A 12,485-nucleotide genomic window follows, 5' to 3' on the forward strand; every position below is an offset into this window, starting at 1 on the left:
GTTTCACTGGAGACGTGACCGAAACCGTTGACGCCAAGCACGAGCACGAGCCGCACGAGAACATCGGCGGCAAGCTGAACTGGTTGCGGGCCGGGGTTCTCGGCGCCAACGACGGCATCGTGTCGGTGGCGGGCATCGTGGTCGGTGTCGCGGGCGCGACCACCGACAGCACCACCATTCTCACCGCCGGAGTCGCCGGCCTGGTGGCGGGCGCGCTTTCCATGGCGGGTGGTGAATACGTCTCGGTCAGCACGCAGCGCGATACCGAACAGGCATTGCTGCGGCTGGAGAAACAAGAACTCAAGACGATGCCGGAAGCCGAAGAACGGGAACTGGCGGAAATCTACGAGGACAAGGGCCTCTCGCCGCGGTTGGCCGCCGAGGTCGCCCGTGAGCTCACGGAGAACGACGCGCTGCAGGCGCACGCCGAAGCCGAACTCGGCATCGACCCCGGCAACCTCACCAGCCCATGGCAGGCCGCGTGGGCCTCACTGGTCTCGTTCACCATCGGCGCGCTGCTGCCGCTCATCGCGATCGCGCTGCCGCCGGTGTCCTGGCGGGTCTGGGCCTGCGCGGCCTCGGTGGTCGTCGGCCTCGCGCTGACCGGGCTGATCAGCGCGAGGCTCGGCGACGCCGATGTGCGCAGGGCGATCATCCGCAACGTCGGCGTCGGTGCGCTGACGATGCTGGTGACCTACTACGTCGGTGTCCTTTTCGGGACGACCGTCGGTTAGTGGACGCCGGACATCATCTTGCGGATGGCGGGGGTGAGCACGACGAGCAGCACGCCGAGCGCGATCGCCACACCGCCGGAAATACCGAAGTACGCGGTCTCGTTCGCCGCCGAGTAGAACTTCGCCAGCGAACCGGAAAGCGCGGTGCCCAGCGAGATCGAAAGGAAGTTCAGCGCGACCATCTGGGTGCGGAACGCCTCGGGCGCCAGTTTGGTCGACAGCGAAAGCCCGACCGGGGACAGCATCAGCTCGGCGATCGTGATGATGAACAGGATGCCGACCATCGCCAGCAGCGGGGTGCTGTTCGGACCGCCGCCGGTGAGTGGGAGGAACGACAGGAAGCCGAGCCCGACCAGCCCGACGCCGAGCGCGAACTTGATGGGCGAGGACGGCTGCCGTGAGTTCAGCTTGACCCAGATCAGCGCGACGATCGGCGCGAAGATCAGGATGAAGACCGAGTTGATCGAGTTGACCCAGGAAACGGGCATCACCCAGCCGAACAGGTTCCGGTCGAGCCGCTCGTCGGTGTAGATCGAGATCACCGTGAACTGCTGCTGGAACAGTGCGAAGAACGCCGCGCTGGCGACGAACATCGGCACGAACGAGAAGACCCGCGTGCGCTCGAGCGCGGTGATCTTCTTACTGGTCAGGATCAGCGCGAAATACGCCACCGAGGCCACGATGACGATGCCGACTGTGACGTTGGACAGGTTCTCCGCGGTGACCAGCCCGGTCAGCACGGCCACGACGATGACCACCACGAGCACCGCGCCGACGCCCAGCGCGAGCGTCCGCTGCGAGCTCGGCAGCGGGTTGGGCACCTCACTCGCCTTGGCGCCGAGGTTCTTGCGGCCGAGCCAGTACTGGGTGAGCCCGGCGGCCATGCCGATCGCGGCGAGCCCGAATCCGACGTGGAAGCCGATTTCCTTCTGCACGAGCCCGGTGATCAGCGGCCCGGCGAACCCGCCGAGGTTGACGCCCATGTAGAAGATGGTGAAGCCGGCGTCGCGCCGCTCGTCGTTCTCGCCGTAGAGCGTGCCGACGATCGTCGTCGCGTTCGCCTTCAGCCCGCCGCTGCCGAGCGCGACGCACACCAGGCCGACTCCGATGCCGACCATGCCGGGCAGCACCGCGAGTGAGATGTGGCCCGCCATGATCAGGACGGCGCTGTAGAAGAGGGTGCGCTCGGAACCGAGCAGCCGGTCGGCGATCCATGCCCCGACGATGGCCGAGAGGTAGACCAGCCCGCCGTAGGCGCCGACGATGCTGACCGCGGTGGTCTTCGGCAGCGCCAAACCACCTTCGGCGACCTGGTAGTAGAGGTAGATCGGCAGGATGCCGAGCATCCCGTAGAAGGAGAAGCGTTCCCACATCTCCACGCCGAACAGGTTCGCCAGCCCTCGTGGGTGCCCGAAGAACCTACGGTCCAGTTCGACCTCTGTAGAGGTATTCACTTGCTCGTCCGTCCTCAGCAGTCAGACTTCGTTGTCGATTGGCATGGTAGGGGGACTCTTGGACAAGCACTACCGTCCGGTCAACGGGAGGCACGCGTTAAAATCAAGTCGTTGAATCAAGTCAAGGTGCGCCGGGAAGCCTGGTCGGCAACAGTGATCATCGACCCCTGGAGCCGCGCCCGTGACCGCATCCGCCAAGGATTTCGCCCGCTACCTGCGTACGGAGACGACCGGCGGGTTGATCCTGCTCGCCGCCACCGCGCTCGCACTGCTGTGGGCGAATTCGCCGTGGGGTGATCTCTATCGCACCTTCCGGGACATCGAACTCGGCCCGCAGCTGCTGCACCTGAACCTCACCTTGGGCGAATGGGCGCAGGACGGGCTGCTCGCGCTGTTCTTCTTCGTCGCCGGGCTGGAGCTCAAACGCGAACTCGTGGTCGGCGAACTGTCGAAGTTCAAGCAGGCCGTGCTGCCGGTGCTCGCCGCGCTCGGCGGGATGATCGTCCCCGCGGTCCTCGCGGTCGCCGTCGCCTGGGGACACCCGGACATCGGCCGGGGCTGGGCGATCCCGGTCGCCACGGACATCGCCTTCGCGCTCGGCGTGCTCGCGCTGACGGCGTCCAATCTGCCGAGCAGCGCGCGGGTGTTCCTGCTTTCGCTGGCCGTCGTCGACGACCTCGGCGCGATCATCGTCATCGCGGTGCTGTTCACCACGAAGTTCGACCTGGTCGCGGCCGGGATCGCGGTCGCGGCACTCGCGCTCTACGCCTATCTGCAGCACAAGCGGGTGCGGACGGCCTGGCTGTACGTGCCGCTCGCACTGGTCACCTGGGTCGCGGTGCACTCGTCGGGCATCCACGCGACGATCGCCGGTGTCGCGCTCGGCCTGCTGACGCGGGTCCGGCCTGACGAAGGCGAAGCCGAGGCGCCCGCGATCCGGCTCGAGCACCGGCTGCAGCCATGGTCCGCGGCCGTGGCCGTGCCGCTGTTCGCGTTGTTCGCGGCCGGGATCAAGGTCAACGGCGGCTCACTCGGCGAGGTGTTCACGACCGCGCTGCCGCTCGCGGTGATGATCGGGCTGCTCGTCGGGAAGTTCGTGGGGATTCTCGGTGCGAGCATGCTGGCGGTCCGGTTGAAGATCGCCGAGAAGCCAAGCGACGTCGGCTGGCGTGACCTCGCCGCGCTGGCACTGCTCGGCGGGGTCGGCTTCACGGTGAGCCTGCTGATCGCGGAACTCGCCCTGCCTGCCGAGACCGCGGAACTCGCGAAAACGGCCGTGCTGATCGCCTCCGGTGTCGCCTCGCTCGGCGCCGCCGCGTTGCTGGTGCGCCGGAACCGCGCACACGCCTGAGTGGACATTCCCTGACATGGAGTGTCCTCTTCGGGTCAGCGAGTGACCTTTTCGGGACAGCTATCGGCTCAGCTCTGGACGCACTGTGGCGTGGAACACACACTCGGTGCCAGCGCGCGCTTTCTCCCTCCCTGCTGATTCAAGGAGAAAAGTGATGGCTCATAGAGGTTTCCTCATGCTGGGCGCGGCACTGCTGACCATGTCCTCGCTGTCCGGAGTCGCGGCGGCTCAAGAACTCTCACCCGGCCTGGCCGACGCGATGCAGCGCGATCTCGGCCTGACCGCGCACCAGGCGCGGGCCCGCGTCGCACAGGAGTCGACGGCGATCAGGGTGCTGCCCGCCGCCCAGCAGGCCGCGGGCGCCGCGTTCGGCGGCGCCTGGTTCGACCCGGCGAGCGGCAAGCTCGTCGTGGGCCTCACCGACGAGGGCAACGCCGACGCCGTCCGCGCGACCGGCGCGGACACCGCGGCTTCGAAACTCAGCGCTGCCGCTTTGGACACCGCCAAAACCAAGATCGACGCGCTCAAAGCACCCGAGGGCGTAAGCGGTTGGCGCAGTGACCCGAGGTCCGGCTCGGTCGTGATCACCGTCAACCGGCGCGACGCCGCCGCCGAGGAGTTCATCGAGCACGCGAAGCAGGCAGGCCCGGTCACGGTCGTCCAGGGCGAGGCACCGAGGACGTTCTCGGCGGGCACCGTCGGCGGCGATCCGTACTACATCAACGGCAACACCCGCTGTTCCATCGGTTTCTCGGTGCACGGCGGCTTCGTCAGCGCCGGGCACTGCGGCGGCACCGGCAGCTCGACCGTCGGCTGGGACGGCTCGTACCTGGGCAGCTTCGCGGGCTCGTCGTTCCCCGGCAACGACTACTCGTTCATCCGCATCACCAACGGCTGGTGGCCGGCGCCGGTCGTGCTCGGCTGGGGTCAGGTGCCCGACGCGCTCGTCCGCGGCTCGTGGGTGGCGCCGGTCGGCACCTCGGTCTGCCGCTCCGGTTCGACGACGCATTGGCACTGCGGCGCGGTGCGCGGGCTGAACGAGACCGTGAACTACAGCCAGGGCGCCGTCTACGGGATGACCAAGACGAGCGTCTGCGCCGAGCCCGGCGACTCCGGCGGCTCGTTCATCACCGGTGACCAGGCGCAAGGCGTCACTTCGGGCGGCTGGGGCAACTGCTCGGGCGGTGGCGAGACGTGGTTCCAGCCGGTCAACGAGATCCTGCAGACCTACGGGCTTTCACTTGTGACGGCGTAAGCCGGGCGGTCGTGTCCGGTGCCCCGGCGCCGGACACGACGGTCACAATCCGCTCCCGGCGAGCCACGGAAACTCGCACGTGGCACGATGACCACCGTGAGCAGCCAGGAACAGCAACTCAACGTGCCGTACCTCCCGCTGTCTAAGGATGAGGACACGGCGACCGGCGGCCAGTCGATCGGCAAGCTGGTCAGCGACGCGACGCAGCACATGTCGACGCTGGTCCGCGCCGAGGTCGAACTCGCCAAGACCGAGGTCGTGCGTGAGGCCAAGAAGGCCGTCAAGGGCGCGGTCTTCTTCATCATCGCGCTGGCGGTGCTGCTGTACAGCTCCTTCTTCTTCTTTTTCTTCCTCGGCGAGCTGCTCTCGGAGTGGCTGCAGCGCTGGGCCGCGTACGGCATCGTGTTCCTGCTGATGCTGGTCGTCGCCGGGCTCTTCGGCTGGCTGGGCTATCTCAAGGTCCGCAAGATCAGGGCCCCGGAGCGCACGCTCGCCAGCGTCAAGGAGACGGCCGCGGCTCTGAAGCCGCAGCACGCCGAAGACGAACCCGCCGCCTGACCCGGCGGTGTCGGCACCGGACCCGTCCACCGTCCGGCTCGACGGACCCTGGACGCATCGCGACGTCTCGGCGAACGGCATCCGCCTGCACGTGGCCGAGCTGGGCACCGGGCCTGCCGTGCTGCTGCTGCACGGCTTCGGCGAGTTCTGGTGGACCTGGCATCACCAGCTGACCGCGCTGGCCGAAGCGGGTTACCGCGCCATCGCCGTCGACCTGCGCGGCTACGGCGACTCCGACAAACCACCTCGCGGCTATGACGCTTGGACACTCGCAGGCGACGTCGCAGGCTTGATAAGGGCCTTGGGCGCGCGCCGCGCGCATCTCGTCGGGCACGCGTGGGGCGGGATGCTCGCGCTGACCGCGGCCGCGCTGCATCCCCGAGTCGCCTCGTCGGTGAGCCTCTTGGGCTCGGCGCACCCGCTGGCGCTGAAGTCGTCCATCACCGGGACCTTGCTGCGGCGCAGGCGCACCAATCAGGCACGCGCGGTCGCGCACCTGTTCCGGTTCCAGCTCCCGATGTCCCCGGAACGCGGCCTTGTCCGAGACGACGCGCTCGCCGTCGAGACGCTCATGCGGGCGTGGTCTGGTCCTGAGTGGACGGAGACGGCCGATTTCACCCATACGGCGGCCAAGTTCCGCCAGGCGATGCTCGTGCCCGGCGTCGCGCACAGCGCGCTCGAGTACTACCGCTGGGCGTTCCGCGCGCAGTTCCGCGGCGAGGGCAAGCGGTTCGCCGACGCCGTCGGCAGCCGGATCGCGGCGCCGGTGCTGCAGGTGCACGGCTCGGCCGACCGCTGCGTGCTGCCGGAAACCGCCTACGCGTCAGTGCCTTGGTTCGGCCCGCACGCGCCCTTGAAACCCTGGGCGGGCATCGGCCACTTCCCGCATCTGGAAGCCCCGGCCCGCACCAGCGACGCGCTACTGGACTTCCTCAAAGCGTCGTGAGCTAGGACGCGCAGGAGCCGGTGCTCACCTGAGCCGTCTGGGAAGGTGCCGCGGCGACCTCCGAGCGCACCTGGTTCGCGGTCAGCGTGAAGCCGGTCTCGGGGTCTTCCACGGCCGCACCGAACACGACTCCGATGACCTGGCCGGTCGGGTCGATCATCGGCCCGCCCGAGTTGCCGCTGCGAATACCGGCCCGCACGGTGAACACGTCACGCTGCACGGTGTTGGCCTCGTAGATGTCCGGCCCGCGCAGGTTGATCCGCCCTCGGACACGCGCTGGCGTCGCGGTGTACGGCCCGTCCAGCGGGTAGCCAAGCACGATCGCGTTGTCGCCCCCCTTCGCCTGGTCCGGCGCGAGGGGAAGCGGCGGGGCCTCGAACCGGGGCGTCGACAGGACCGCGATGTCGACCTCCGGGTTGAAGTAGACGACCTTGGCCGGGAACTTGCCCTTGGTGGTCTCGATCCACGTCTCGTCGGTGCCAGCGACCACGTGCGCGTTGGTCATCACGCGGTGCGGGGCGATGACGAACCCGCTGCCCTCCAGCGCACGCGAGCACGACGGCGCGTTGCCGCGGATCTTGACCACGCTCGGGTGCACGTCCTGCACCACCGCCCTGGCCTGCAACGCGGGGTCCGGCGGCTCGGCGTCCGGGGTCTCGGCGCGCTGGAACGGGTCCACAATGGACGGGAAGCCGGAGGCGTCGAGCAGCTTGCGCAGCTGGCTGGGGAAGCCCTGTGCCGCCGGCGGCATCACGTCGTTGACGCCACCCAGCACGGCGGAGCCGTTGATCGCCTTCGCCAAGCCCGGCAAGCCGGAAACCGTGGTCAGCGGGGTCGCGATCAGCCACGCGATCACGAACACGACCGCTGCCTGGACGATCGCGCCGAGCGATTTGTCCAAACCGGACAGCTTCTCGGGGTTGATCTTCTGCCGCAGCCGCCGCCCGGCCCATACCCCGAGCGTCTCACCTAGCGCGACCAGGAAGACCACGGTGGCCACGGCGAACGCGACCTTCGCCGCCGGATGCGTGAACAGCTCCACGACCAGCGGGGCGAGCTTGATACCCGCGATCGCGCCGAGTATCACGCCCAGCAGCGACGGCAGGGCGATGATCACGCCTTGGAATGCGCCGGATACGGCCGCCAGCACCGCCAGCAGCAGAACCACCACATCAACCCAGTTCAACGCGGGTAACTCCTAGGTCTTCGGTTTGAACAAAGCTACGTCAAGGTCGCGGACGTCGGTGCGATCCCATTCCCGCTCCCAGCCGGCCAGCGAGAGCAGCACCGACAGCAGGCCCGCGGTGAAGCCCCACACGAACAGCCCGCCGACGTCGAACGCCGGGCCCTTCCAGCCGCCGCCGGGGCGCCGCACCTGGTATCGGTTGGCCGGGTCGACGAGGTCGGCGATCGGGATCCTGGCCACCGCCGCGGTTTCACCGGGATCGACCGCGTGCACCGGGGACGGAGTCTCCCAGTAGGCGAGCACGGGCGTGACGGCGAACCCGGACACGGGCACGAAGAGCTCGGGCAGTACGGCGACCGGGCGCACGCCGGACGGCAGCACACCGGTCTCCTCCTCGGCCTCGCGCAACGCGGTGCCGACGGGTCCGTCGTCGCCGTCGTCGACGCCGCCACCGGGGAACGCGACCTGGCCGGCGTGCGAGCCGAGCGTGTCCGCCCGGCGCAGCAGCAGCACGTCAGGGCCGTTGACACCCTCGCCGAACAGGATCAGCACGGCCGCGGCACGCGCGTACTCGTCGGTGGGCACGGTGAACCGGGTGAACGTCTTCTGGTCGAGCTCACCGCTGATCTTGACCAGCGGCCGGAGCCATTCCGGCACCGAATCGGCGTCGACGAGCGGTCCCACCTCGGTCATCGGGCCCCTTCCACGGCTCCACGCACCTGGTCAGTGTTGTCGAAGACCCGTGGGGTCTCGATGAACCGGACCTCGCCACCCGCGGTGACCAGGTACGAAGCGGGCAGCGACGGCGGCGTCTTCAGCGCCTTGCGCACCTTGCCGTCACCGTCGAACACCGACGGAAGGTGGACGCCCAAGGCGGCGAAAAGTTCCAGTCCGTCGGAAGCCTTGCTCTCGACCTGCACGCCGAGCACGCGCACGGCGCCGGGCTCGGCCGCGTACTTCTCCAGCACCGGCAGCTCGGTCTTGCAGGGCTCGCACCAGGTCGCCCAGAGATTGATCAGCGTCGGCTTGCCGCCGAACGCGGCGCCGAGGTCGACCTTCGCGCCGTCGCCGAGGCAGTCGACTCTCACTCCGCGCAGCCGCGGGACGTCGCCGCCGGCGGGCTGGCAAGCGGGCAAGGCGGCCTTCGCGCGCGCGGCCGTCAGGTCTGTCAGGTCTTCGGAGCTCGCGGACGAACCGTGGTCACGCGGAAGCAGTGCGACGATCAGCGCCACCGCCAGCACGGCGACGCCCAATGCCCACTTGGTGACCGCGGTCAAGACTGCGTCACCATCGCCAGCAGGTGGTCGCGCTCCGGCCCCTTGACCAGCTTCGCGGCCTCCTCGAAGCCTGTCGGCCCCGCGCCGAACGACGGGCACATCTTCGCGAGCGGGCAGGCGCCGCAGGCGGGTTTGCGGGCGTGGCAGACGCGGCGGCCGTGGAAGATCGTCCGGTGCGACAGCATGGTCCACTCCTTGCGGGGGATCAGCTCGCCGACCGCGTGCTCGACCTTGACCGGGTCCTCCAGGTCGGTCCAGCCCCAGCGGCGGACCAGCCGCCCGAAGTGGGTGTCGACGGTGATCCCCGGCACACCGAATGCGTCACCCAGCACCACATTGGCCGTTTTCCGGCCGACACCAGGCAGCGTGACGAGGTCTTCCAGCTTGCCGGGCACCTCGCCGTCGAAGCGCTCGACCAGCGCCGCGCCCAGCCCCATCACCGAGTTGGCCTTGGCGCGGTAGAAACCGGTCGAACGCAGGTACTCCTCGAGCTCGGCGCGGTCGGCGCCCGCGTAGTCGGCCGCCGTCCGGTAGCGCGCGAACAGTGCGGGAGTCACCATGTTGACCCGCACATCGGTGGTTTGGGCCGACAGCACAACGGCTACCAGTAGTTCGAGCGGCGTCGTGAAGTCGAGCTCGCAGTGCGCGTCCGGATATGCGTCGTCGAGGCAACGCTTCATACGGCGTGCGCGTCTTACCAGAGCCAGCCGAGATTCACCGTCTACGGAAAGAGCCTTCCGGGGGGCGTTATTCGCGGCTGGTGGCACCCCGATAGCCTACGGGCGCCTTCGGACGAGCCGGTGGGAGCATCACACCGGTCGACGGCCGACACGCCACAACGACGTCGGGTGGCGCATAGATCGGGCCGCTTTGAGCGAGGATCTGGAGTCGATGACAGTCTGGTTCGTAATACTCGTGCCGCTGGTGATCATGTTCTTCGCGCTGTTCATGGAGCGGGTGGAGAGCCGCCTGCGCCATGTCGCGGTGCAGGAAAACGAAGTCGAAGAGTTCCTGGAGCAGGCCCAGCCCAACGAGGTCAAGGCGCTGTACGGGCACGGAATCGGCCGCGCGCTGGAGCTGTTCCGGCTGCGCAGGCTCGGCGGACGGGCGGCCAAGCTGCGCACCCGTCGCGCGCGGGACTAGGCTCTGCCGACGGGCGAGATCATCTCCGGCGGCCGGCGGTAACTCCGGCGCGCCGACGGGCGGTCTCGCACGCACGCCCTAGACTGCAGAAAAGTGATCGGCGACACGCTCCCGGTGATCGGGAACGGAAGTCGCTTCTCGACGAGGAGGCACCGAGGTGGACGAAACCCTGGCCCGCGCGGGCATCTTCCAGGGTGTTGAGCCGGCAGCGGCGGAGGCGCTGGCTCAGACCTTGGAGCATGTCGAATTCCCGCGTGGACACGTGATCTTCAACGAGGGCGAGCCCGGCGACCGGCTGTACATCATCCAGTCGGGCAAGGTGAAGATCGGGCGCAAGTCGCCGGACGGCCGCGAGAACCTGCTGGGGATCTTCGGACCCTCGGACATGTTCGGCGAACTGTCCATTTTCGACCCCGGACCTCGCACTTCGAGTGCCACCACGGTGACCGAGGTGCGCGCGGTGACGATGGACCGTCCCGCGCTGCGGCAGTGGATCTCCACCCGCCCCGAGATCGCCGAGCAGTTGCTGCGCGTGGTCGCCCGCAGGCTGCGCCGGACGAACAACATGGTCGCCGAGCTGATCTTCACCGACGTGCCGGGCCGTGTCGCCCGCGCGCTGCTCACGCTGGCCCAGCGCTTCGGCAGCCAGGAAGCCGGTCTGCTCCGGGTCACCCATGACCTGACCCAGGAAGAGATCGCCCAGTACGTCGGCGCTTCGCGCGAGACCGTCAACAAGGCGCTCGCCGACTTCGCGCACCGCGGCTGGCTGCGGCTCGAAGGCAAGAGTGTGCTGATCCTCGACCCGGAGCGGCTCGCCCGCCGGGCCAGGTAGCGGTCACCTCAGACACATAACGAAGGGCCGGGCGCCACCCCCGACGTGGCGCACCGGCCCTTCGCTGTGCGCGGACCATCCCCCGACGCTCCGCGCTCCCCGCCCTCCGGACCTAAGGCCCCGACCCGTGTACCGGAGGGAGTTTGCGTGTTGTCGTACAACCATCGCATGGCCCCTACCCAAGAATTCAAGGCCATTCACTCTCAAGGACGCCCGCGGATGCGGTTTGTTGCGCAAGTTCACCCAGAATCAGCATGACGTTATGAAACTGAGATGAAGCGGCGCGATGAGACCTGCGACACAATGTCCAACGATCGTGTCAGAGGTTTCATTCCCTTGGTTATCGCCTCGTTATCCAAGTTCGCACCCACCCCACATGAGCTGCGCGGACAGGGTGACGCACCTGACCGTTAAATAACTGGTACCGCCGTACCACAGTGAGGCATACTGGTACGCATGTCCCACTCCGCGTCCGAATCCCGCGCCACCCTCGCCGACTACCGCACCGCGCTGACCGCCCCCGGCTCGCGTGGTCCTGTCATCGCGTCGTTGCTGGCGCGCCTGCCGATCGCCATGGTCGGCATCTCGGCGCTGCTCTACGTGCAGCGCGAGACGGGTTCGTTCGCGACGGCCGGGCTGATCTCGGCGGCCATGCTGATCGGTGTCGCGCTCGGCGCGGTGCTGCAGGGCAGGCTGATCGACCGCTTCGGCCCGACGAAACCGCTGCTCATCACGGTGACCGTGTTCTCGGCTGGTATCGCGACGCTGGTCTTCGCCATCGAATCGCACGCGCCGACCTGGATCCTGCTCATTCCCGCGGCGATCGCGGGCATGGCCGAGCCGAGCGTCGGCTCCGCGTCACGGGCGTTGTGGACGCGGCTGCTGCCGCCGGGGCCCGCACGGAACGCGGCGTTCTCGTACGAGGCCATCAGCATGGAGGTCTTCTTCGTGCTCGGACCGGGCTTCGCCGGTCTGCTCGTCGCGGCGCCGTGGGCGGGCACCGGCATGATCATCGGCTCCGGCATCCAGGTGGTCGGCACGGTCTTGTTCGCGCTGAGCCCCAAGGTCCGCGGCTGGACGGCGGCCGAGAAGGCCAAGCGCAGCATGCTCGGCGCGCTCGCCAGCCCCGGTATGCGCACGCTCGCGCTGGCCGTGCTGGGCTTCGGCATCGTGATCGGGTTCGTCGAGGTCGCGGTACCCGCGTCGGCGACGAACGCCGGCTTCCCCGCGATGGGTGGCCTGCTGCTTTCGGCCTGGTCGATCAGTTCGGTCGCGTTCGGTGTCGCGTACAGCATGCGGCCCTTTCCGACCCCGATCGGCCAGCGCCTGCCGGTGCTGCTCGGCGTCTTCGCCGTGCTGGTCGCGCTGCTCGCGCTCCCGTCGAACCTGTGGACGCTGGCGATCGGCATGCTCTTCGCGGGCGCGCTGATCACCCCGCAGTCCGCGACACACTCGACGATGATCGAGGTCGTGGCGCCGAAGGGCACCGCGGCCGAGGCGTTCGGCTGGGTGCTGACCGCGGTGACGCTGGGACTGGCGTTCGGCCAGTCGATCAGCGGTTATCTGGTCGAGCACCACGGGCCCGGCTCCGCGTTCATCGCGGCGGGTATCGCGGGCCTGCTGGTCGCGGCCGCGCTGTGGAAGCTGCGCGGCACGGTCCGGCCGTTCGAGCCGCAGGTCACGGCCTCGGAGACCGAACTTGTCGGTGCTGTCGCCTAAGAGTCGTGAGTGTTTTGGCCGGTTCTAGCC

13 protein-coding genes are annotated in these 12,485 nt (G+C 68.5%); 8 read left to right on the top strand and 5 right to left on the bottom strand.

The window, feature by feature from the left end:
- The first annotated feature begins 14 nt into the window (after positions 1-14).
- Positions 15-734, top strand: coding sequence for a VIT family protein (locus tag ACFV15_RS26725; protein ID WP_378353345.1), 720 nt, complete (start codon positions 15-17; stop codon positions 732-734).
- On the opposite strand, the gene ACFV15_RS26730 is transcribed toward ACFV15_RS26725, so the two are convergent.
- Positions 731-2,188: a peptide MFS transporter gene (locus ACFV15_RS26730; protein WP_378353346.1), complete on the bottom strand. Its 1,458-nt coding sequence runs from the start codon at positions 2,186-2,188 to the stop codon at positions 731-733. The two genes, ACFV15_RS26725 and ACFV15_RS26730, sit on opposite strands and share 4 nt — an antisense overlap.
- Positions 2,189-2,369: 181 nt before the next feature.
- Here ACFV15_RS26730 and nhaA point away from each other — a divergent pair, with 181 nt between their 5' ends.
- The 4 genes from nhaA (at position 2,370) to ACFV15_RS26750 (ending at position 6,298) form a co-directional block, all read left to right on the top strand.
- Entirely contained in the window at positions 2,370-3,539 is a 1,170-nt protein-coding gene (nhaA, locus tag ACFV15_RS26735; protein ID WP_378353347.1) for a Na+/H+ antiporter NhaA, read from the top strand.
- Positions 3,540-3,693: 154 nt separating this feature from the next.
- Positions 3,694-4,794, top strand: coding sequence for a S1 family peptidase (locus ACFV15_RS26740; protein WP_378353348.1), 1,101 nt, complete (start codon positions 3,694-3,696; stop codon positions 4,792-4,794).
- Between the two features lie 87 nt (positions 4,795-4,881).
- On the top strand, positions 4,882-5,352 hold the full coding sequence (locus ACFV15_RS26745; RefSeq protein WP_378353349.1) for a phage holin family protein: 471 nt from the start codon (positions 4,882-4,884) through the stop codon (positions 5,350-5,352).
- Positions 5,353-5,359: 7 nt separating this feature from the next.
- The gene (locus ACFV15_RS26750; protein ID WP_378353350.1) at positions 5,360-6,298 is read left to right on the top strand and encodes an alpha/beta fold hydrolase; all 939 of its coding nucleotides are present in this window, start codon (positions 5,360-5,362) and stop codon (positions 6,296-6,298) included.
- Position 6,299: 1 nt separating this feature from the next.
- Here the strand turns inward: ACFV15_RS26750 and ACFV15_RS26755 are convergent, their stop codons facing one another.
- From ACFV15_RS26755 to nth, 4 genes are read right to left on the bottom strand one after another with little or no spacing between them, the layout of a single operon-like run.
- Complete coding sequence (locus tag ACFV15_RS26755; protein WP_378353351.1) at positions 6,300-7,484, bottom strand: MarP family serine protease; 1,185 nt, start codon at positions 7,482-7,484, stop codon at positions 6,300-6,302.
- A gap of 12 nt (positions 7,485-7,496) precedes the next feature.
- On the bottom strand, positions 7,497-8,177 hold the full coding sequence (locus ACFV15_RS26760; RefSeq protein WP_378353352.1) for an NUDIX hydrolase: 681 nt from the start codon (positions 8,175-8,177) through the stop codon (positions 7,497-7,499).
- Entirely contained in the window at positions 8,174-8,761 is a 588-nt protein-coding gene (locus tag ACFV15_RS26765) for a TlpA family protein disulfide reductase (RefSeq protein WP_378353353.1), read from the bottom strand. Before ACFV15_RS26765 ends, ACFV15_RS26760 begins: the two co-directional genes overlap by 4 nt.
- Positions 8,758-9,441 carry an endonuclease III gene (nth, locus tag ACFV15_RS26770; protein WP_378353354.1) on the bottom strand — a complete coding sequence of 228 codons (684 nt, stop codon included), beginning with the start codon at positions 9,439-9,441 and terminating at the stop codon, positions 8,758-8,760. The genes ACFV15_RS26765 and nth overlap by 4 nt, the downstream gene beginning before the upstream one ends.
- A 211-nt stretch (positions 9,442-9,652) precedes the next feature.
- On the opposite strand from nth, the gene ACFV15_RS26775 reads away from it, so the two are divergent.
- The 3 genes from ACFV15_RS26775 (at position 9,653) to ACFV15_RS26785 (ending at position 12,455) form a co-directional block, all read left to right on the top strand.
- Positions 9,653-9,904: a hypothetical protein gene (locus ACFV15_RS26775; RefSeq protein ID WP_091288321.1), complete on the top strand. Its 252-nt coding sequence runs from the start codon at positions 9,653-9,655 to the stop codon at positions 9,902-9,904.
- Positions 9,905-10,061: 157 nt separating this feature from the next.
- Positions 10,062-10,736, top strand: a complete 675-nt coding sequence (locus ACFV15_RS26780) for a Crp/Fnr family transcriptional regulator (protein WP_091288322.1) — start codon at positions 10,062-10,064, stop codon at positions 10,734-10,736.
- Positions 10,737-11,192: 456 nt separating this feature from the next.
- Positions 11,193-12,455: an MFS transporter gene (locus ACFV15_RS26785; RefSeq protein ID WP_378353355.1), complete on the top strand. Its 1,263-nt coding sequence runs from the start codon at positions 11,193-11,195 to the stop codon at positions 12,453-12,455.
- The last annotated feature ends 30 nt before the right edge of the window (positions 12,456-12,485 follow it).

Origin of the sequence: Amycolatopsis sp. NPDC059657 (genome assembly GCF_042734395.1) — a bacterium.
In the GTDB taxonomy this organism is placed as follows: domain Bacteria; phylum Actinomycetota; class Actinomycetes; order Mycobacteriales; family Pseudonocardiaceae; genus Amycolatopsis.

Bases quoted from the DNA above. Each gene is read 5' to 3' on its own strand.
- ACFV15_RS26745 (WP_378353349.1), top strand. From the start codon at position 4,882: ATGACCACCGTGAGCAGCCAGGAACAGCAACTCAACGTGCCGTACCTC.
- ACFV15_RS26760 (WP_378353352.1), bottom strand. From the start codon at position 8,177: ATGACCGAGGTGGGACCGCTCGTCGACGCCGATTCGGTGCCGGAATGG.
- nth (WP_378353354.1), bottom strand. From the start codon at position 9,441: ATGAAGCGTTGCCTCGACGACGCATATCCGGACGCGCACTGCGAGCTC.
- ACFV15_RS26785 (WP_378353355.1), top strand. From the start codon at position 11,193: ATGTCCCACTCCGCGTCCGAATCCCGCGCCACCCTCGCCGACTACCGC.
- ACFV15_RS26775 (WP_091288321.1), top strand. From the start codon at position 9,653: ATGACAGTCTGGTTCGTAATACTCGTGCCGCTGGTGATCATGTTCTTC.
- ACFV15_RS26740 (WP_378353348.1), top strand. From the start codon at position 3,694: ATGGCTCATAGAGGTTTCCTCATGCTGGGCGCGGCACTGCTGACCATG.